The sequence below is a fragment of the Pseudomonas sp. AC169 genome (assembly GCF_979258515.1).
Window position 1 is genome coordinate 1,328,994 of the sequence record NZ_OZ409866.1, and the last position, 20,611, is coordinate 1,349,604.

Sequence of the window (20,611 nt, forward strand, 5' to 3'; positions counted from 1 at the left end):
AAAAAAATGCCAGTCAGCAAAACTGACTGGCATTTTTCATCAACCTTCCTCTGCGCTGGTGAAGCTAGCATTCGGACAAACTGCCCTGCATCACTCTCACTCTATTATCAATAGCCCGGCAATATGCGGTAGCCGGCTAGTGCACTGCCCTTGAGCGAATCGGTCATGCTCGGTCTTTGTTTCTCAAGGATGAAGAACCCATGACCTCCCCCGAACGACGTCTCCTGCCAAACGCGGCGGACAAAACCGCCCTCAAAGCCATTGCCACGACTATCGTGCAGACCTGCCCGAGTCTGAACGACGCAGCCCATCAAGTCGCCAACGAAATCCTCGCGGACAAAGGACTGTCCAGCCTCGATCCCGACCGGGTTTACTTCCACCGTTTCAAAACGGCGCAGAGCAGTGCGCTGACCTTCACGGGTTGGGAACATGTGCTGGAAAAGCCTTACGAAACGCTGACCTTCACGCAGTTGGTGATCCATCGCTTTCGCGCGACCGATCAGGACAACGCAGATCTGCTTGGCCTTTACTGCGGCTTCTACTCGGATGGCCCGGAGGCGGAAAACTTCAATCAGCGCAATGAAGTGCGGTTGCTTGGCAGCGATGTGCTGAACACATTCTGGGACGTCGACTTCAGTACGCGTTACACAGGTCAGCTGACGACATTCTGGCAAACTTCGTCGGATAACTTCTGCGTCTTGGCAAAGTGCAACTTTCTCAGTCTGGCGGTGCAGGCGCTGCAACAGGGTGACCTTGATGGCACTGATTTTCAGCGCATTGTCGGCTCGGTAATCGGGGCCGTCACTTGGCCCATTACCCTGCAAATGCTGCAAGCGTTGCACCCGGTCGGCGCTGAAGTGCGGGCGCTGGATCTCGATGGCCACGTAGCTTCCAATGTGCTGCGTCTGGTGGAAGGCAGTGGCCGCCAGACCCTGTACTTGCCAGGCGAAGCCCAGGCATTCCTCTTAATGGAGAATGAAGCGGATCTGCATTGGTGGCTGCTTGAGCAGATGAATTCAGACGACAAGCGTACGGCGTTTCTCAAGCATTTTCCGTTGGCTGAGCGCCATCACCTGACCGAAAACCTCACCGATCTGATGAACCGCCTGGTGAGCACCTGGGGCCACAGCGATCATCGAATGATCAATCGCAGCAACGTCGCAATCAGCGGTGACGCCTTCACTTGGTTGAGCGAGTCGACACGCAGGCGGATGGTTGCCGAAGCGCACATGGTGCTCACGTCCAACAGTGACCTGCGCAAAAAACTCTGGATCGGTTATTTGAGTGCCGGTCTGAAAGTATTCGGACCGATGGCCGCTGTGGGCTGGCCTTTGGCGTTGCCTTTGATTGGCGCCAGCATCGCGAACATGGGATTGAACATCGATCAGGCCATCAACGGCACTACGCCAACCGAACGCAAAGCCGGGGTTACCGGCGCGGTGCTCAACGCGATCGACATTGTCTTCAACATTCCGTTTCTGATCAGCACTGGCACGCAACTGGAAGTGGGCCCGCAGGTGGAGTTTGCCGAAGCTGAAGAAATGCGCGGGTTGATCGAGTTCACTTCGCCTGACGCGCAGATCCTGCCGCTTCAGGATCAACCGCCAGTCACGGCGGTTGATCCTGAAGCGACGGTTGAGCTTGCAAACGAAATCCCCACCGAGACATCCATCGCATCCGCCCGGCAGTTGTCCACGGCTGCCGCAGGCCAAGGTTCGTCCTTTCCAAGTATTCCTGGCAAATATCGATGCAACGAGTTACTTGCCCACCGTTCTGTAGAGGCAGCGCCAGGCAAATATGAGGGCATCTATCGCTTGGACAAGGAGCCAGGCTACGCCATCGAAATGGAGGGTGCTGCGTACTACGTGCGCTACTTTGCCGACTCCGAAGACGCTGGCAACTGGGCCATCGTCGATCCCGAGCGACCCAATCAGTTTGCGTACTCGTTGCCAGTACGCTTCGGTAGCAGCGGCAAGTGGGAACGCATACCCGCGCTGCGTCTCAGGGGAGGCGGCCAATGCGTGGGCAAGGCCTGCTTCCTCGACCCCGACCCGTCCTCGGCCCCGGCGTCATCAACCCCGTCAGCGGAGCTTCCCCTCGTCGAACCGGTTTCACCGGTTGCGCGACCGCTGCGGCTGATTACACAACTCAACGACATCGCCGGAATGGACATGGCGAAAATGAAAAGGTGGGCAATGAACCTGCCCGAGACGTTCGCCAAGCTCTCCAGTGCAAACCGCAGTAAACCATCAACTGCCGATAGGTATGCGGCCTATTTCCGCGACAGACGCACGTCCCTGCTAAACGAGGCCAAAGAGTACTACTCAGAGCTGAACTGGACCAACCTGCCCCCACGGCCAGTCATCCCGCCAATCGATCCCGAGATGCAGACGGCTGAGTTGATTGATCGCATCTTCGCCAATACCGATGGACTGGTCGTCGGCGAGACCCTTGATCGCATCGCCAGCACGCGTTTCATGATCGACAACATGCCGGCGTTCGCACGGCATATCAACACACTGTACGTACGGGGTTTGCTGAGTGATTTTGCCCAGGCAGATCTCAACGATTTTTACCTGTCGGGAGAGATGTCAGAGGATCTTCGAGGCTATTTGTCCAGCCTGGGTACCGACCCTGATAACCGATTCAACATCCTTGAACTGATCAAAACGGCCCAGGCCAATGGCATCCGCACCCAAGGTCTTGAACTCGCGCAGAGTTGCAAACTGAAGGTACCGCTGACTTCGATCGAAGAGCAGATGATCCGCGCCCGGCTCGCCTCGCAAATCATGTGGGGTGACGAGCTCCTCAACAGACCAGGCAAATGGGTTGCCCTGGTCGAGGCAACGAACACCAATACCTTCAGAAATCTGCCAGGCATAAGCGAACTCAGGGGCGCCATCGGTCTGCGGATCGAAGAAGCGGTGCCCACTGAAGTAGCCGGCATCGGAATTGACCCGGGTCTGGAAGTCGCTCGGGGCCCTTTTGATAACGGGGCATCGACGCGCAACTCATCGGACTTTCTATTCGCGGATCTGCGCGTGCAGATCGAAACACCTGTGCCGCAATGGACCGAGGCAACGGTGAATGCACTGCTGAATCGCAACGGCATGTTCATGTTCGAAAAAACCCAGAATGCCTACACGCTCGTACGTCGCGACAGCTCCAGCAATATTGTTCGAACAATGGTCAATTGCAGAAGGGATGGTCAGGTTTACATCTGGGCACAGTCGATGCCGCGGATCAGCGGCATTATGTTCCGTGACATCGGCGCGTTATCCCAGCGCCTGATAGAGATCGGTTTGACCCTGCAAAGTCGCTTGCCCAGTTAACCTTTTTTCAGGGCATTGAACGAAAAAACCCTTGGCTTCAGGCCAAGGGTTTTCCGTTAAGCGACTTGCAGCGGGATCACTCCCACTCAATGGTCGCTGGCGGCTTGCTCGATACGTCGTAAGTGACGCGGGAGATGCCTTCGATTTCATTGATGATGCGGCCGGAGACGGTTTCCAGCAGTTCGTAAGGCAGGTGAGCCCAACGCGCAGTCATGAAGTCGATGGTTTCTACGGCACGCAGGGCAACCACCCAAGCGTAACGACGGCCATCGCCTACCACGCCAACCGATTTCACCGGTTGGAACACCACGAAGGCCTGGCTGACTTTGTGGTACCAGTCGGCTTTGCGCAGTTCTTCGATGAAGATGTGGTCGGCACGACGCAGCAGGTCGGCGTATTCCTTTTTCACTTCACCGAGGATGCGCACGCCCAGACCCGGGCCCGGGAACGGGTGACGGTAGACCATGTCGTACGGCAGGCCGAGTTCCAGACCCAGACGACGGACTTCGTCCTTGAACAGTTCGCGCAGTGGCTCGACCAGTTTCAGGTTCATCTCTTCCGGCAGGCCGCCCACGTTGTGGTGCGACTTGATCACGTGGGCCTTGCCGCTTTTCGCGCCAGCCGACTCGATCACGTCCGGGTAGATGGTGCCCTGAGCGAGGTACTTGATGTTGTCCAGTTTGTTCGACTGGGCATCGAATACGTCGATGAAGGTACGACCGATGATTTTGCGCTTCTTCTCTGGATCGGCTTCGCCGGCCAGGTTGTCCAGGAACTGGTCTTCAGCGTTGGCGCGGATCACCTTGACGCCCATGTTCTCGGCGAACATGGCCATCACTTGCTCGCCTTCGTGCAGACGCAGCAGGCCGTTGTCGACGAAGACGCAGGTCAGTTGGTCGCCGATGGCTTTGTGCAGCAGCGCGGCAACCACCGAGGAGTCAACGCCGCCGGACAGACCCAGCAGCACGTTGTCGGTGCCGACTTGTGCGCGGATGTTGGCGATGGCGTCTTCAGCGATCTTCGACGGCGTCCACAGGGCTTCACAGCCGCAGATGTCGAGAACGAAGCGCGACAGGATACGGCCGCCCTGTTTGGTGTGGGTCACTTCCGGGTGGAACTGCACGCCGTAGTAGCCACGGTCGTCGTTGAACATACCGGCGATCGGGCAGCTTGGGGTGCTGGCGAGGACGTGGAAGTCTTCCGGCATCTTGGTGACTTTGTCACCGTGGCTCATCCAGACGTCGAGGCCGAACAGGCCGTCAGCGTCGATGTGGTCTTCGATGCCGTCGAGCAGGCGGCTTTTGCCGACCACGTCAACGCGGGCGTAACCGAACTCACGCAGTTCGGAACCTTCAACCTTGCCGCCCAATTGCTCGGCCATGGTTTGCATGCCGTAGCAGATACCGAAGACCGGTACGCCCAGATCGAACACTGCCTGTGGGCAGCGCGGGCTGTCGGCGACGTGCACGGACTCGGGGCCGCCGGCGAGGATGACGCCTTTAGGTGCGAATTCGCGGATCGCATCTTCGTCCATGTCGAACGGGTGCAGTTCGCAGTACACACCGATCTCGCGCACGCGGCGGGCAATCAGTTGGGTGTATTGCGAGCCGAAGTCGAGGATCAGGATGCGGTGAGCGTGAATATCGAGGGCCATGATTCAGTCTCGTCTAAGTCGTTCAGAAACAGTCGTGATTCAGAAACAACTCGGGGCTGAATCAAACAGCCCCGGTTGCTTACTTTATTGCTTGAAGGCTCAACCTACGCGGTAGTTTGGCGCTTCTTTGGTGATCTGCACGTCGTGAACGTGGGATTCGGCCATACCGGCACCGGTGATCCGCACGAACTCAGGCTTGGTGCGCATTTCTTCGATGTTGGCGCTACCGGTGTAGCCCATCGAGGAACGCAGACCGCCCATCAACTGGTGAATGATCGCGCTCAGGGTGCCTTTGTACGGCACACGGCCTTCGATGCCTTCCGGAACGAGTTTCTCGGCGCCTGCCGAGGAGTCCTGGAAGTAACGGTCGGAAGAACCTTGAGCCTGGGACATGGCGCCCAGCGAACCCATGCCGCGATACGCCTTGTACGAACGGCCCTGGAACAGTTCGATCTCGCCCGGCGCTTCTTCAGTACCGGCGAACATCGAGCCCATCATCACGCAGGAAGCACCGGCTACGATGGCCTTGGACAGGTCACCGGAGAAACGGATGCCGCCGTCGGCAATCAACGGAACGCCAGTGCCTTCAAGGGCAGCAGCAACGTTGGCGATGGCACTGATTTGCGGGACGCCGACACCGGCGACGATACGGGTGGTGCAGATCGAGCCCGGGCCGATACCGACCTTGACTGCGTCGGCACCAGCTTCGGCCAGCGCCTTGGCAGCGGCGCCGGTGGCGATGTTGCCGCCGATCACCTGCACTTCAGGGAAATTCTCTTTGACCCAGCGAACGCGGTCGATCACGCCTTTGGAGTGACCGTGCGCAGTATCGACTACCACGACGTCCACGCCAGCGTTGACCAGAGCGGCTACGCGGTCACCGGTGTCTTTACCGGTACCGACCGCAGCACCCACGCGCAGACGACCTTGATCGTCCTTGCTGGCCAGCGGGTAGGCTTTGGCTTTTTCGATGTCTTTGACGGTCATCATGCCTTTGAGGGCAAACTTGTCGTCGACGATCAGAACTTTTTCCAGACGGTGCTTGTGCAGCAGCTCGCGGACTTCGTTCTTGTCGGCGCCTTCACGCACGGTGACCAGACGCTCTTTAGGCGTCATCACTTCACGTACGGTGGCTTCCAGACGGGTTTCGAAACGCACGTCACGGGAAGTGACGATGCCGACCAGGTCGCCATCGTGCAGTACCGGAACGCCGGAAATGTTGTGCATGCGGGTCAATTCGAACAGGTCACGCACCGTGGCATCTGCCTCGATGGTGATCGGATCCTTGACGACGCCGGCTTCGAACTTCTTGACCTTACGCACTTCGGCAGCTTGCTGCTCGATGGTCATGTTCTTGTGGATAATGCCGATGCCACCTTCCTGAGCCATGGCGATTGCCAGACGGGCTTCAGTAACGGTGTCCATTGCAGCAGAAACCAGAGGAATGTTCAGCTCGATGCCACGGGTAAGGCGGGTCTTGAGACTGACTTCGTTAGGAAGCACCTCGGAATAACCGGGCACTAGGAGAATGTCGTCGAATGTCAGAGCTTCTTGGCTGATACGCAGCATCGCGGGGGCTCCCGAGCGGGAAAATGGAAGCGCGCCATTATAGTCAGACACCCCCTCCGGAGCAACGTAAAACTCAGCTTAATATCAATGTTGCTGATGTACGGGAATCCCCGGATCTACAGCTCCACCTTGACCCAAGAGACAGGTTGATCGAGCCAATCGGCGAACTCATCGATAAAGCTTTGCTTGAAGCCTGCTTCCAGCCAGTTGTTGAAGATGAAACCGAGGTTGGAAAACGCACATTCCTGCAGAAACAGAAACCCGTTGATGTCGTCTTCATGCCCGCATTCCGGGCAGGTGAAGTTGTCGGTGCGGCCCGGGAACCAGTCTTCAAGGCTTTCGAACAGCGCTTCGCCGACTTCACGACGGCACTCGGCGCAACCGGCCTCTTCCAGGAAACCCTTGGCCGGGGTGTAGATGCAGCGCTTGGTGACGATCTCCAGGCCATTGATCGGCTCACCAAATGGCAACGCCTGCGGGTGCAGCACTACGGCGCGGGCGCCATCGGCAATCGCGTAAGCCATGCGGTTGCCGGTGCGGCCACAGGTCGTCAGCTCTTCCTTGATGATGTTCTTGCGCACCAGCCAGCGCACGATCGCCCGGGCCCGGGGTTCGTGGACCGGCAGGGTGGAGATTTTCGGGACGATGATGCTTTGCGAATTCATGGAAAATCCTGCGGTATGGCTTCTGACGCCTTCGCGAGCAGGCTCGCTCCCACAATGGAATGCAGTTCCCTGTGGGAGCGACGGTGCGACGATTCGACTTGCTCGCGAAGAGGCCCTAAAGGCCGGCAGCTTAATCCCTGACAAAATCCGGTCAAGTGCTGAGGTAACGCCCTATCAACGCAATCCCGCTCGCCAGCACCAGCCACGTCACCAGTCGCACAAACGCCTCGCGCGACAACTTCATGGTCAGCCGCCGCCCGATCCACAACCCCAGCGCCATGGCCGGCAACAGACACAGCGCCAGCATTAACAAGGGTAGCTCGGCATACACGCCGGCGATGGCGAACAGGCTCAAACGCACCACCGTGCTGCAACTGATCAGCGCACTTTGCGTGGCCCGCGCCGCCTCCTTCGGCAATCGACTGTTCAAATAAATCGCATACAAAAAGCCGCCACTACCAAACAGCGCACCGAACAGCCCGCCCACCGTGCCCATCGGCACCGCCCATCCCGCTGACAATTGCGTCGGCCGCGCTTTCACCCACAAGCTGTAAATCGCATAAGCGCTGATAAACAGCCCCATCAACAACAGCAACAGATCGGACTTGAGGTTAAGCAGGAAAATCACCCCCAACGTGCAACCGACCGCCATGCACGGCAGCAACCGCAACAGCTCCGGTTTAGCCACATCGCGCCGCGACGGCAGAAGGTTGCCGAACGCTGCGACGAAGTCCAATAGCACCAGCAGCGGCACTATCTTCGACAACGGCATGAACAGAATCAGGATCGGCCCCGCCACCAGCGCAGTGCCGAATCCGGCAATGCCGAACACGATGTAAGCCAGCGCGATGCCCAAGGCAATTACCGCCCAACCACCGGCGCCCCACGACCACTCACTCAACAACCCTGCCACGCTCATCGATGCGCTTCCTTAATTTGCCTGAGAAGACTTTAGCCAGCGCCGAGGGTTGCGACTAATATCTTCCAAGTCGATTACTCATCTCGAAAAGGCATGACTCGTGCTTTCCACCCGTCAATTGCGTTACTTCGTCGAAATCGCCGACTGCGGCAGTTTCAGTGCGGCGGCTGAACGTTTGTTCGTTGCGCAATCGGCGCTGAGCCGGCAGATCAAGGACATGGAATCGCGCCTGCAAACCCCATTGTTCGAACGCACCGCGCGCCAGCCCCGACTGACAGCGGCGGGCGAAGCGTTTTTGCCCCGCGCCAGGAACCTGCTGATTGAGCTGAGCAAAGCCAGTGTCATGGCCACCGAAGTCGGCAACGGCCAAATCGGCACTTTGCGCCTCAGCCATTCCAGCACCGTGTCTATCAGCGGACGTTTGCTCAGTGATATCGGCGCTTATCTGCAGCATCAACCCGGCGTGTCGCTGGATATCGGCAAACTGTCTTCGGAAGCGCAGCTCGAAGAGCTCGCCGAAGGACGCCTCGATATTGGCCTGCTGCGTCTGCCGGTGTTGCGCCAGCGTGAAGGGATTCAGATTGTGCCGCTGTTTACTGAACGGTTGCTGCTGGCGGTGCCGATGGATCATCGATTGGCCAAGGCTGAACGTGTCGATCTGGCACAACTGAAGGATGAACCGTTCATCTCGATTCCGCATCCGCAACGCGGCGGTCTGAGTTACCTGTGCGCCGACCTGTGCATGCGTCAGGGTTTCTTCCCGAAAGCGGCGCGGGTGATGTCGCGCAAGACCACGCAATTGCAGCTGATTCAGGCCGGTTTCGGCATCGCCCTGCTGCCGGAGTCCATGCAGGACATCGCTCCGAGCGGCGTACGTTTCCTGCCGCTGGCCGATCCCGACTGCCACAGCACCGTCGCCCTCGCCTATCGCCAGAATCCAACACCGTTGATCCAACACTTCATCCAGACTTTCACAAAACCTTGTGGGAGCGAGCCTGCTCGCGAAAGCGGACTGTCAGCCACTGAAGATGTCGAAGGATAAGACGCTATCGCGAGCAGGCTCGCTCCCACAGGGGATTTGTGGTGATTCATGGAGATTGATCAGCAAATGCCTTTAAACTGCGCCCCATGATTAAAGATCCCTTTGCAAGACTTGGCCTGGACCGTGAAGTCCTGACCGTCAGCCAGCTCAACGGCCGCGCGCGGGTGTTGCTCGAAGACGTGTTCAGCAACATCTGGGTCGAAGGCGAAATCTCCAACCTCGCCCGCCCGGCGTCCGGACACATCTATTTCACCCTCAAGGACAGCGGCGCGCAGGTGCGTTGCGCATTGTTCCGGCAGAACGCGGCGCGCGTGCGTCAGGCGCTGAAGGACGGCTTGGCGGTCAAGGTGCGCGGCAAGGTTTCGTTGTTCGAGGGCCGTGGCGACTATCAACTGATCCTCGACACCGTCGAACCTGCAGGTGACGGCGCGCTGCGTCTGGCCTTCGATGCACTGAAGGAAAAGCTCAGCGCTGAAGGCCTGTTCAGCGCCGAACGCAAAGTGCCGCTGCCGGCGCATCCACAGCGCATCGGCATCATCAGTTCGCCAACCGGCGCGGTGATTCGCGACATCATCAGCGTGTTCCGCCGCCGTGCGCCGCAGGTGCAACTGACGCTGATTCCAACCGCCGTACAGGGCCGCGAAGCCACCGCGCAAATCGTTCGCGCACTGAAAATGGCCGATGCCCGTGGGTTCGACGCGTTGATCCTCGCCCGTGGCGGCGGCTCGCTCGAAGACCTCTGGTGCTTCAACGAAGAAGCCGTTGCCCGCGCCGTCGATGCCTGCGTGACGCCGATTGTCAGCGCTGTCGGCCATGAAACCGATGTGTCGATCAGCGACTTTGTCGCCGACGTGCGCGCACCGACGCCGTCGGCAGCTGCCGAACTGCTTGCCCCGGATTCGAGTCATCTGATCCGTCAGGTCGAAAGCCTGCATCGCCGCTTGGTGATGCGCATGCGTGACCGCTTGATGCGTGATCGTCTGCGTCTGGAAGGCATGGCCCGTCGCTTGCGTCATCCCGGCGAGCGTCTGCGCCAGCAGGCTCAGCGCCTGGACGATCTGGACATGCGCATGCGTCGGGCGTTCGAGCGCCATCTCAATACTCGCCGCGAACGCCTGATTCGCTTGGAAACCCGCCTCGCCGGGCAACATCCGGGACGACAACTGGCGATGTTGCGTCAGCGCCTCGACAGCCTCGCCGAACGCCTGCCCCGCGCCATGCGCGAAGGTCTGAAGAACCGTCGCCTGCAATTGCACAGTCAGATGCAGACGCTGCACGTGGTCAGCCCGCTGGCAACGCTCGGCCGGGGTTACAGCATTCTGCTCGATGAGCGCGGCCATGCGATCCGCAACGCCGCGCAGACCCACACCGGCCAGCGCCTGAAAGCCAAACTGGGCGAAGGCGAACTGCAAGTGCGCGTCGAGGACAATCACCTGACGCCTGTCACCCTCTCTTTACTGGACTGATCCATGCCGCGTTTTCTCGCTCCATTGTTTCTCCTGTGTCTGACCTTCAATGCCCACGCCGACAGCTACATCACCCGTCTGCTGAACAAACCGGTGCCGGGTGGCGTCGCGGTGGTTGATCTGGGCGCGGCCGCGCAGGCACCGAAAGCCACGTATCAGGGCAAACCGGTGCTGGTGGTGAAAGAACAGAACAACTGGCTGGCGATTGTCGGCGTGCCCCTGACCGTGAAGCCTGGCGCGCAGCAGATCAGCAGCGGCGGGCGCAATCTGCCGTTCACCGTGGGCAACAAGAAGTACCCCGAACAGCGCATCACCCTCAAAAACAAACAGCAAGTAAACCCGGATCAGTCGAACCTCAAGCGCATCGAGGGTGAGCTGGCCGAGCAGATCAAGGCTTACCGCAGCTTCAGCCCGAACACGCCGAGCAATCTGCTGTTGGATAAACCGGTCAACGGACCGCTGTCGAGCAAGTTCGGTGTGCGCCGTTTCTTTAATGGTGAAGAGCGCAATCCCCACGCCGGCCTCGACTTCGCGGTGCCGGCCGGCACGCCGATCAAGACCCCGGCGGCGGGCAAGGTGATCCTCACCGGCAACTACTTCTTTAATGGCAACACGGTGTTTGTCGACCATGGGCAAGGCTTTATCAGCATGTTCTGCCATATGTCGAAGATTGATGTAAAAGTCGGCGATCAACTGGCGCGTGGCGCGGTGGTGGGCAAGGTTGGCATGACCGGCCGCGCGACCGGGCCGCACATGCACTGGAATGTCAGCCTGAATGATGCGCGGGTGGATCCGGCGATTTTCATTGGTGCCTTTCAGCCTTAAGACAATCGATGGGCTGATGGCCCCTTCGCGAGCAAGCTCGCTCCCACAGGGATTTGTGTTGTGAACACAATCCAATGTGGGAGCGAGCTTGCTCGCGAAGGCGGCCTATAAAGCACATCAATACTTACTGAATTGCTATAAACCCCAATTGCGCCCCAATCAAACCTCGCGCAAATATCACAACGATCAGCCATCTCCAGCGCAATAAAATCCCGCAGAAACCCGCTTTTCGAGTATTCCTCTCAATTTTTTTCGACTGCTTGCCATCCTCCCCCCTCGCGGTTAGGGTTGAAGGCATGAAAACCTCTCACACCCTCATTCAGCTTCGCCAGCACCGCAGCCTGTGCCTCGTCAGCGCACGACTGCCAGGCTGAATCGCGGCACCTCGTCCCACGCTTTTCCAAGAACATTCGTAACACCGGCAGGCCGCCTTTTTTCGGCCCAGACAATAAGGAATTTCCCGATGAGCATGCTCAAAGATCCGTCTTCGAAATACCGCGCGTTTCCTGTCATCAACCTGCCGGATCGTACCTGGCCGTCGAAAACCATCGACACCGCGCCAATCTGGTGCAGCTCCGACCTGCGTGACGGCAACCAGTCGCTGATCGAGCCGATGGATGCGGTGAAGAAGTTGCGCTTCTGGAAAACCCTCGTGCAAGTCGGCGTGAAGGAAATCGAAGCCTCGTTCCCGGCCGCTTCGCAAACCGACTTCGACTTCGTGCGTACCCTGATCGAAGAAGGCCACATCCCGGACGACACCACCATTCAGGTGCTGACCCAGGGCCGTGAAGACCTGATCGAGCGCACCTTCGAATCCCTTCGTGGCGCGAAGAAAGCCATCGTTCACTTGTACAACGCCACTTCGCCATCTTTCCGTCGCATCGTCTTCAACCAGGACAAGGACGGCATCAAGGCCATCGCGGTCAACGCGGCCAAGCTGTTCGTCAAGTACGCGGCGATGCAGCCGGACACCGAGTGGACCTTCGAATACTCGCCAGAAACCTTCAGCGCCACCGAGCTGGAATTTGCCAAGGAAGTCTGTGACGCAGTGATCGAGGTCTGGAACCCGACGCCTGAGCACAAGATGATCCTCAACTTGCCAGCCACGGTTGAATGCGCAACGCCGAACATCTACGCCGACCAGATCGAGTGGTTCGGCCGCAACATCAACCGTCGTGACAGCGTGATCATCAGCCTGCACACCCACAACGACCGTGGCACTGGCGTTGCCGCCACCGAGCTGGGCCTGATGGCTGGCGCGGATCGCGTCGAAGGCTGCCTGTTCGGCAACGGCGAACGTACCGGTAACGTCGACCTCGTCACGGTCGCGCTGAACATGTACACCCAGGGTCTCGACCCGCAGCTGGACTTCTCCGACATCGACGGCGTGCGCAAAGTCGTCGAAGAGTGCAACCAGATTCAGGTTCACCCGCGTCACCCGTACGTTGGCGACCTGGTGCACACCGCGTTCTCCGGCTCGCACCAGGATGCGATCCGCAAAGGTTTCTCCCAGCAGAAACCCGATGCACTGTGGGAAGTGCCGTACTTGCCGATCGACCCGGCCGATATCGGCCGTAGCTACGAGGCGGTGATTCGCGTCAACAGCCAGTCGGGCAAGGGCGGCATCGCTTACTTGCTGGAGCAGGAATACGGCATTAGCCTGCCACGTCGCATGCAGATCGAATTCAGCCAGGTTGTGCAGCGTGAAACCGATCGCCTGGGCCTGGAGATGACCGCCAAGCAGATCCACTCGCTGTTGATCAGCGAATACCTGCAAGCCAACACTCCGTACGCGCTGGTCAGCCATCGCCTGCAGGAAGAAAATGGCAACAGCAATGTTGAAGTGGAAGTAGCGAGCAAAGGTCAGGGCGAAACCAACCTGCACTGGCGCGGCAAGGGCAACGGTGCGCTGGAAGCACTGGTCGCCGGCCTGCCGGTTCCGGTGGAGATCATGGACTACAACGAACACGCAATCGGCGCAGGCACCAATGCCAAGGCAGCGGCTTACATCGAGCTGCGGGTGAACGGTGAACGTGCGGTGCATGGCGTGGGTATCGATGAGAACATCACCACGGCCAGCTTCAAGGCCCTGTTCAGCGCGCTGAACCGCTCGCTGAGCCAGCCTGAGGCGAAAGCGGCGTAAGCCTTCGCTGAAATACAAAAGGCCCCGGCGTTTGAACTCCGGGGCCTTTTTTGTCTGCGATCGTTCCCACGCTCCGCGTGGGAATGAATCAGGGGACGCTCCGCGTCCAGTGACGCGGAGCGTCACGGGCTGCATTCCCACGCAGAGCGTGGGAACGATCAGTTACCTCAGGTGAACTCGAAGGTGTCGGCATCGAGATTCGCCGGGAAGCGCTCGCGATAGGCCGCCAGTGGCGCGGCTTCCAGCACCACCTTGAACACCCCGTCCGCCTCCCCCGCCGCCAGCAACGTCTCGCCCTGAAAATCCAGCACCTGACTGTCGCCGGTGTAAGCGAAGCCCTTGCCATCGGTGCCGACGCGATTCACCGCCGCCACATAGCAAAGGTTTTCGATAGCCCGCGCCGGCAGCAAACGGTTCCAGTGCAAGCGCCGCGCACCCGGCCAGTTCGCGGTGTACAGCAGCAAATCCGTATCCTGCGAATCGCGACTCCACACCGGAAAACGCAGGTCGTAACAAATCATCGGACGGATCCGCCAGCCCTTGAGCTCGAACTGCACCTGACGTTCGCCGGGGGTGTAGTGGTTGTGCTCGCCGGCCATGCGGAACAGATGACGTTTGTCGTAATGCAGCACTTCACCGTCCGGCCGCGCCCACAGCAGGCGGTTGCGATGACTGCCATCGGCGGCCTGAATGATCACGCTGCCGGTTATAACGGCATTGCGCTTCGCCGCCTGAATCCGCAGCCATTTACTGGTGGGGCCGTTCTCGGCTTCGGCGAGGGTCTCGGACTCCATGGAAAATCCGGTGGTGAACATTTCCGGCAGGATGATCAGATCAGCCCCCCGCGCCTGCTCCAGCAACACCTCGAAATGCTCGAGATTCGCCTGGCGGTCATGCCAGGCCAGACTGGTCTGGATCAGCGCCAGGTTGAGATCGGGCAACGCACTCAGATCACGCATAGCTTTGCCGCCGCTTCACGCAGCGTCTCCTCACGCTTGGCAAAGCACAGACGCACGAGGCGTTGGCCTTGCGGTGGATTCTGGTAGAACACCGACACCGGAATACTCGCCACGCCGTGCTCGCGGGTCATCCACATGGCCATCTCGACGTCATTCAGGTCAGGACGGATCTGTGAGTAATCGACCAGTTGGAAATAGGTGCCGGTGACACGTTTGAAGGTGAAGCGCGACGGCGCCAGCAGGTCGCAGAACAGGTCGCGTTTGGCTTGATAGAAACCCGGCAGTTCTTCGACGTGCTCCGGGTGTTCGGCCATGTAATCGGCCAGCGCGTATTGCAGCGGTGTGACGCCGCAGAAACTGACGTACTGGTGAACCTTGCGCAACTCCGCCGTCAGCGCAGGCGGCGCGACGACGTAGCCGGTCTTCCAGCCAGTAACGTGATAGGTCTTACCGAAGGAGCTGACCACAAAGGCGCGCTGATACAGCTCTTCATGAGCAAGCACGCTGACGTGAGACACGCCGTCAAACACCAGGTGTTCGTAGACTTCATCGCTGATCAGGTAGATGTCGCGATCGCGGATCAGCGCCGCCAGTTGATCGAGCTCGGCACGACTGATCAGGGCACCGCTGGGGTTATGCGGGGTGTTGATGACGATCATTTTCGTGCGCGGACTCAGGGCCGCAGCGAGCTGATCGAAATCGATGGAGAAGTCGTCTGGATTCAGTTGCACATGCACGCAACGACCACCCGCCAACTCCGTCGCCGGTGCGTAGCTGTCGTAGCACGGGTCGAACACGATGACTTCGTCGCCGCTGTGGATAACCGCCTGAATCGCACAGAAGATCGCCTGGGTCGCGCCCGGCGTCACGGTCACTTCGTTATCAGCATCAACGTTGACGCCATAACTGCGGGCGATCTTCGCGGCGATCTGCTCCCGCAGCGCCGGCAACCCGGTCATTGGCGAATATTGGTTATGGCCACTGGCAATGTGCCGACCGACTGCATCGCGCAGCGACTGCGGGCCGTCGAAATCAGGAAAACCCTGTGACAGGTTGATCGCGCCGGTTTGCGCGGCGAGCTGAGACATCTGCGTGAAAATAGTGATGCCGACATTCGGCAGCTTGCTGGTGATCATCGGTAGCCCCTTGCAGGTGAAATGCAAGTTTCAAGCGTCAAGCTGCAAGCTGCAAGCAAAAACCCTCGCCCACAAAAAAGGGCTCCTACAGAGCCCTCTTTGCTTTCACCGCTTTGACTTGAAGCTTGCAGCTTGAAACTTGAAGCTGCCGTTATTTCTTGTCGCGGCGCTTCTTGTCGGCTTTCTTGTGGTGCGACATCAAACGACGCTTCTTGTTGACCTGGCGGTCGGTCAACGTGGTTTTGTTGCCTTCGTACGGGTTCTCGCCGCCCTTGAACTCGATGCGGATCGGCGTACCGACCAGCTTCAGCACACGGCGGTAAGTGTTCTCCAGATAACGCACGTACGACTTCGGCACTTTCTCGATCTGGTTACCGTGGATCACGATGATTGGCGGGTTCGCACCACCCAAGTGAGCGTAACGCAGCTTGATCCGGCGGTTGTTGACCATCGGTGGCGCATGCTCGCCAACCGCGTCTTCCAGAATCTGGGTCAGACGGTTGGTCGGCCAGCGGGTGACCGCCGACTTGAACGAGTTCTGTACGGAAGCGTAGAGGTTGCCCACGCCTGTGCCGTGCAGTGCCGAGATGAAGTGGATGTCGGCGTAATCAACGAAGAACAGGCGACGCTGCAGTTCGACCTTGACGTAGTCGCGCTCGCTCGGCGTCATGCCGTCCCACTTGTTGATCGCGATGACCAGCGCACGACCCGACTCAATGGCGAAGCCCAGCAGGTTGAGGTCGTGATCGACCACGCCTTCGCGGGCGTCCATCACGAAGATCACCACGTTGGCGTCTTTGATCGCCTGCAGGGTTTTGACCACGGAGAATTTTTCGACTTCTTCGTGGATCTTGCCGCGCTTGCGCACACCAGCGGTGTCGATCAGCGTGTACTTCTCTTCATTCCGTTCGAACGGAATGTAGATACTGTCGCGCGTGGTGCCTGGCTGGTCATAAACGATTACGCGGTCTTCACCGAGCATACGGTTGACCAAGGTCGATTTGCCGACGTTCGGACGACCGATGATGGCGATCTTGATCCCGTCTTTTTCGCTCGGGCCAGGAATGCGCTTGGCTTCCTCGCCTTCGGCAACGATCTCTTCTTCGCCGTCTTCAGGCTCTTCTGCGTCTTTGGGGAAATCACCCAGGGCGATTTCCAGCATCTGGGTGATGCCACGGCCGTGAGCACCGGCGATCGGGATCGCGTGCCCCATGCCCAGCGGAGCGAATTCAGCGCGGGCCATTTCCGGGTCGATGTTGTCGACCTTGTTGGCGACCACGTAGGAACGCTTGTTACGTTTGCGCAGGTGTTCGGCGATCATCTGGTCGGCGGCGGTAAAACCGGCCTTGGCATCTACCAGGAACAGCACAACGTCTGCTTCTTCAATGGCCAGCAGCGACTGCTCGGCCATTTTTTCGTCCATACCGTGCTCGTCACCGGAGATACCACCGGTGTCGACCAGAATGTAGGAACGCCCTTGCCACTTGGCCTCACCGTACTGGCGATCACGGGTCAGACCGGACAAGTCGCCGACGATGGCGTCGCGAGTCCTGGTCAGGCGGTTGAACAAGGTGGACTTGCCGACGTTCGGTCGGCCCACCAGGGCGATTACGGGAACCATGCGGCTCTCCACTTCGTTATTTCAGAAAATACAAAAGCCGCTGCGAGGCAGCGGCTGGTGCTCGGGGCAACGCCTGTTAGCGCTGCAAGCCCCATGAATCCGGGGCCGCCTGGGGGGTTAACCCCAAGCATAGTTGTTACTTGATGGTCAGGGCTTCCAGTTTGCCGCTGTTGCCATATACATAAATCGTGTCACCCACCACCAGCGGACGGGCACGCAGGCCGTCGCTGTCGATGCGCTCACGGCCGACGAAACGACCGTCAACCTGACTCAACAGGTGCAGATAACCTTCCAGGTCACCCACTGCTACATAGCTGGAGAACACTTCCGGAGCCGACAGTTGACGGCGAGCCAGCGAATCGTTGCTCCACAATGCTGTGGTGGAACGCTCGTCGACGCCTTCAACAGTGCCCGAAGACAGGCTCACGTAAACGCTGCCGAAACCCTGAGCAATACCCGCGTAGCTCGACGCATCGCGCTGCCAGAGTTGACGACCGCTTTCCAGATCCAGTGCCGCGACGCGACCCTGATAGCTGGCAACGTACAGGGTACCGCCGGACAACAGCAGACCGCCGTCGATGTCGACCACGCGCTCCAGTTCCGAACGACCTTGTGGAATCGCAATCCGTTGTTCCCAGACCGGCACGCCGTTGGAAATATCCAGAGCGACCACTTTACCGGTGGACAGGCCAGCCACCGCGAGGCGGTTGGTGACCAGCGGTGCACTGGTGCCACGCAGGGTCAGTACCGCAGGCGTGCTGTCATACACCCAGCGCTGGGTACCGGTCGATGCATCCAGACCGATCAGACGATCGTCCTGAGTCTGCACAACCACCACGTCGCCGTTGTTGGCCGGCGGCGCGAGGACTTCGCTGTTGACGCGAGCACGCCACTTCTCTTCACCATTGCTGGTGTCCAGTGCGACGACTTCACCGCGCAGGGTGCCGATCAGAACCAGACCGTAACCCACGCCTACGGCGCCGGAGACAGGCAGATCAAGATCCTGCTTCCATTTCACGTCGCCATTGCCGCGATCCATGGCCATCACCACGCCGGTCACATCGGCGGCGTAGATGGTGTCACCGTCGATCGCCGGCACCAGCATGTTGTAGGTTTCGCCCTGACCGTCACCGATCGAACGACTCCACTGCTTGTGCAGAACCACTTCTTCTTTGAAGTCGGTCAGTTCAGCCGGTGGCAATTCTTTCTTGCTGTTGCTGCTGCAACCCGCGGCCAGAAGGGCCAGAGCCAGCAATGCTGCATGCTTCCAACGGATCACGTCACGCATCCCCTTTGGCCAGGTCGTCGAGCTTGATTTGAAGGCCACCGACCGCCGCTTCATCCGACAGTGCCGCCTTGGCTTTTTGATACGCCTTGTTCGCGTCATCAGTACGGCCCAGCTGTACCAGCAGGTCGCCCTTGAGTTCTTCGCGAGTGGCCAGGAACGCTTTGTCGGCATCGCCGTCGAGCAGTTTCAGGGCGTCGTCGGCCTTGTTCTGCGCGCCGAGCACCTGCGCCAGACGCTGACGGGCGATTTCGCCCAGCGCCGGGTTGGCCGGTTTGTCGACGATGGCTTTGAGCTCGGTCGCAGCGTCATCAAGCTTGCCGCTGTCGACTGCCACTTTGGCCACGAACAGGCTGCCGTACTGCGCGTAAGCAGAACCGCCAAATTCGCTGTTGAGCTTGCCGGCCAGGTCCGCAACGCGGGCAGCATCAGGCTTGCCATCAGGCGTCAGCGTGGTTTCCAGCAGTTGCTGATAGAGCACCGAGGCGCCTTGCGACTGGTTGCTCTGATACTTGTGATAAGCCTGCCAGCCGAACACGATGACCAGCGCCAACAGGCCGCCGGTGACCAGAGGTTTGCCGTTGCGTGTCCACCAGTCCTTCAAATCCGCCAACTGTTCGTCTTCGGTACTCGACACCCCAATACTCCTTAATCGCTAAATCGGCTGTTTGGACAGCTTCAACCCTGCACGACGCAGGTGGCCAGGTGAGCGGCGAGCGCATCCCAGGCAATGCTTTGTTGTTCGCCCTGGCCACGCAGGGGTTTGAAACCTACCACTTGCTGGGCCATTTCGTCGTCACCGAGGATCAGTGCGTACAGCGCACCGCTCTTGTCGGCCTTCTTGAACTGGCTTTTGAAGCTGCCAGCGCCGGCATTGACTTGCAGGCGCAGGTTTGGAAGTTGATCACGAACACGTTCTGCCAGGGCCAGACCGGCCAGCTCGGCTTCTTCGCCGAAGGCGCACAGGTAGACATCAACCTGACGGGAGATTTCTTCCGGGATCTGCTCAAGGGTTTCGAGCATCAGCACCAGACGCTCGATGCCCATGGCGAAACCGACGCCGGTGGTTGGCTTGCCGCCCATCTGCTCGACCAGACCGTCGTAACGGCCACCCGCGCAAACAGTGCCCTGGGCGCCGAGCTTGTCGGTGACCCATTCGAAAACGGTTTTGCTGTAGTAATCGAGGCCGCGTACCAGCTTCGGGTTGAGCACGTAAGGAATGCCCACGGCATCCAGACGCGATTTCAAACCTTCGAAGTGCGCACGGGATTCGTCATCGAGGTAGTCAGCCATCTTCGGCGCATCAACCAGCACCGCTTGAGTGTCGGCATTTTTTGTGTCGAGCACGCGCAGCGGGTTGGTTTTCAGGCGACGCTGGCTGTCTTCGTCGAGCTTGTCGTGGTGCGCCGAGAGGTACTCGACCAGCGCATCACGATAGCGACCACGGGACTCGCTGGTGCCGAGGCTGTTGAGTTCGAGTTTGACCGCATCACGGATGCCCAGCTCGCCCCACAGGCGCCAGGTCATGATGATCAGCTCGGCGTCGATGTCCGGACCGTCGAGATTGAACACTTCCAGACCGATCTGGTGGAACTGGCGATAACGACCTTTCTGCGGGCGCTCGTGGCGGAACATCGGGCCGATGTACCAGAGCTTCTGCACCTGGCCACCGCCGGTGATGCCGTGCTCGAGCACCGCACGCACGCACGCCGCAGTACCTTCCGGACGCAGGGTCAGGGAGTCGCCGTTGCGGTCTTCGAAGGTGTACATCTCTTTTTCGACGATGTCGGTGACTTCACCGATCGAGCGTTTGAACAGCTCGGTGAACTCGACGATCGGCATGCGGATCTGCTTGTAACCGTAGTTATCCAGCAGACGCGCAACAGTACCCTCGAAATAACGCCACAGGGGAGTCTGTTCGGGCAGGATGTCGTTCATGCCACGAATGGCTTGCAGAGACTTGCTCACTTTAAATCCTTAAATTCGTTCGGCGCT

General features: G+C 59.2%; 15 protein-coding genes. 5 read left to right on the forward strand and 10 right to left on the reverse strand.

The features are described from left to right. Positions 1-200: 200 nt before the first annotated feature. Entirely contained in the window at positions 201-3,332 is a 3,132-nt protein-coding gene (locus tag ACZZ0G_RS05915) for a membrane-targeted effector domain-containing toxin (RefSeq protein WP_463555611.1), read from the forward strand. 76 nt (positions 3,333-3,408) lie between these two features. Here ACZZ0G_RS05915 and guaA read toward each other — a convergent pair whose 3' ends face one another. From guaA to ACZZ0G_RS05935, 4 genes are all read right to left on the reverse strand, one after another. Then, complete coding sequence (gene guaA / locus ACZZ0G_RS05920) at positions 3,409-4,986, reverse strand: glutamine-hydrolyzing GMP synthase (RefSeq protein ID WP_463555612.1); 1,578 nt, start codon at positions 4,984-4,986, stop codon at positions 3,409-3,411. 99 nt (positions 4,987-5,085) lie between these two features. Further along, positions 5,086-6,555 (reverse strand): IMP dehydrogenase, encoded by a 1,470-nt coding sequence (gene guaB / locus ACZZ0G_RS05925; RefSeq protein ID WP_034156270.1) that lies wholly within the window; start codon positions 6,553-6,555, stop codon positions 5,086-5,088. Between the two features lie 116 nt (positions 6,556-6,671). Next, the gene (locus ACZZ0G_RS05930; protein ID WP_038363001.1) at positions 6,672-7,220 is read right to left on the reverse strand and encodes a sugar ABC transporter ATPase; all 549 of its coding nucleotides are present in this window, start codon (positions 7,218-7,220) and stop codon (positions 6,672-6,674) included. A 151-nt stretch (positions 7,221-7,371) separates the two neighbouring features. After that, entirely contained in the window at positions 7,372-8,139 is a 768-nt protein-coding gene (locus ACZZ0G_RS05935; RefSeq protein WP_463555613.1) for a sulfite exporter TauE/SafE family protein, read from the reverse strand. Between the two features lie 100 nt (positions 8,140-8,239). Between ACZZ0G_RS05935 and ACZZ0G_RS05940 the strand changes: the two genes are divergently transcribed. The 4 genes from ACZZ0G_RS05940 (at position 8,240) to leuA (ending at position 13,615) form a co-directional block, all read left to right on the forward strand. Next, positions 8,240-9,181 carry a LysR family transcriptional regulator gene (locus tag ACZZ0G_RS05940; RefSeq protein WP_463555614.1) on the forward strand — a complete coding sequence of 314 codons (942 nt, stop codon included), beginning with the start codon at positions 8,240-8,242 and terminating at the stop codon, positions 9,179-9,181. Positions 9,182-9,267: 86 nt separating this feature from the next. Further along, entirely contained in the window at positions 9,268-10,647 is a 1,380-nt protein-coding gene (xseA, locus tag ACZZ0G_RS05945; RefSeq protein ID WP_016984362.1) for an exodeoxyribonuclease VII large subunit, read from the forward strand. A 3-nt stretch (positions 10,648-10,650) separates the two neighbouring features. Further along, positions 10,651-11,472 carry a M23 family metallopeptidase gene (locus tag ACZZ0G_RS05950; RefSeq protein ID WP_127929658.1) on the forward strand — a complete coding sequence of 274 codons (822 nt, stop codon included), beginning with the start codon at positions 10,651-10,653 and terminating at the stop codon, positions 11,470-11,472. A gap of 463 nt (positions 11,473-11,935) precedes the next feature. Further along, positions 11,936-13,615, forward strand: coding sequence for a 2-isopropylmalate synthase (leuA, locus tag ACZZ0G_RS05955; RefSeq protein ID WP_008082522.1), 1,680 nt, complete (start codon positions 11,936-11,938; stop codon positions 13,613-13,615). 167 nt (positions 13,616-13,782) lie between these two features. Here leuA and ACZZ0G_RS05960 read toward each other — a convergent pair whose 3' ends face one another. The 6 genes from ACZZ0G_RS05960 to hisS all read right to left on the reverse strand — a co-directional run bounded on the left by ACZZ0G_RS05960 (position 13,783) and on the right by hisS (position 20,584). Further along, entirely contained in the window at positions 13,783-14,574 is a 792-nt protein-coding gene (locus ACZZ0G_RS05960; protein ID WP_463555615.1) for an amidohydrolase, read from the reverse strand. After that, entirely contained in the window at positions 14,562-15,710 is a 1,149-nt protein-coding gene (locus tag ACZZ0G_RS05965; RefSeq protein WP_463555616.1) for a pyridoxal phosphate-dependent aminotransferase, read from the reverse strand. Before ACZZ0G_RS05965 ends, ACZZ0G_RS05960 begins: the two co-directional genes overlap by 13 nt. Before the next feature lie 151 nt (positions 15,711-15,861). Further along, positions 15,862-17,331, reverse strand: coding sequence for a ribosome biogenesis GTPase Der (gene der, locus ACZZ0G_RS05970; protein WP_095122497.1), 1,470 nt, complete (start codon positions 17,329-17,331; stop codon positions 15,862-15,864). 136 nt (positions 17,332-17,467) lie between these two features. Continuing rightward, positions 17,468-18,619 (reverse strand): outer membrane protein assembly factor BamB, encoded by a 1,152-nt coding sequence (gene bamB, locus ACZZ0G_RS05975; RefSeq protein ID WP_034156262.1) that lies wholly within the window; start codon positions 18,617-18,619, stop codon positions 17,468-17,470. Then, a complete protein-coding gene (locus ACZZ0G_RS05980; RefSeq protein WP_122599078.1) occupies positions 18,612-19,253 on the reverse strand; it encodes a YfgM family protein in 642 nt (213 codons plus the stop codon). Before ACZZ0G_RS05980 ends, bamB begins: the two co-directional genes overlap by 8 nt. Before the next feature lie 41 nt (positions 19,254-19,294). Beyond that, positions 19,295-20,584, reverse strand: coding sequence for a histidine--tRNA ligase (hisS, locus tag ACZZ0G_RS05985; protein WP_463555617.1), 1,290 nt, complete (start codon positions 20,582-20,584; stop codon positions 19,295-19,297). Positions 20,585-20,611: the final 27 nt, after the last annotated feature.

Bases quoted from the DNA above. Each gene is read 5' to 3' on its own strand.
- ACZZ0G_RS05915 (WP_463555611.1), top strand. From the start codon at position 201: ATGACCTCCCCCGAACGACGTCTCCTGCCAAACGCGGCGGACAAAACC.
- guaA (WP_463555612.1), bottom strand. From the start codon at position 4,986: ATGGCCCTCGATATTCACGCTCACCGCATCCTGATCCTCGACTTCGGC.
- guaB (WP_034156270.1), bottom strand. From the start codon at position 6,555: ATGCTGCGTATCAGCCAAGAAGCTCTGACATTCGACGACATTCTCCTA.
- ACZZ0G_RS05930 (WP_038363001.1), bottom strand. From the start codon at position 7,220: ATGAATTCGCAAAGCATCATCGTCCCGAAAATCTCCACCCTGCCGGTC.
- ACZZ0G_RS05935 (WP_463555613.1), bottom strand. From the start codon at position 8,139: ATGAGCGTGGCAGGGTTGTTGAGTGAGTGGTCGTGGGGCGCCGGTGGT.
- xseA (WP_016984362.1), top strand. From the start codon at position 9,268: ATGATTAAAGATCCCTTTGCAAGACTTGGCCTGGACCGTGAAGTCCTG.
- ACZZ0G_RS05950 (WP_127929658.1), top strand. From the start codon at position 10,651: ATGCCGCGTTTTCTCGCTCCATTGTTTCTCCTGTGTCTGACCTTCAAT.
- leuA (WP_008082522.1), top strand. From the start codon at position 11,936: ATGAGCATGCTCAAAGATCCGTCTTCGAAATACCGCGCGTTTCCTGTC.
- ACZZ0G_RS05960 (WP_463555615.1), bottom strand. From the start codon at position 14,574: ATGCGTGATCTGAGTGCGTTGCCCGATCTCAACCTGGCGCTGATCCAG.
- ACZZ0G_RS05965 (WP_463555616.1), bottom strand. From the start codon at position 15,710: ATGATCACCAGCAAGCTGCCGAATGTCGGCATCACTATTTTCACGCAG.
- der (WP_095122497.1), bottom strand. From the start codon at position 17,331: ATGGTTCCCGTAATCGCCCTGGTGGGCCGACCGAACGTCGGCAAGTCC.
- bamB (WP_034156262.1), bottom strand. From the start codon at position 18,619: ATGCGTGACGTGATCCGTTGGAAGCATGCAGCATTGCTGGCTCTGGCC.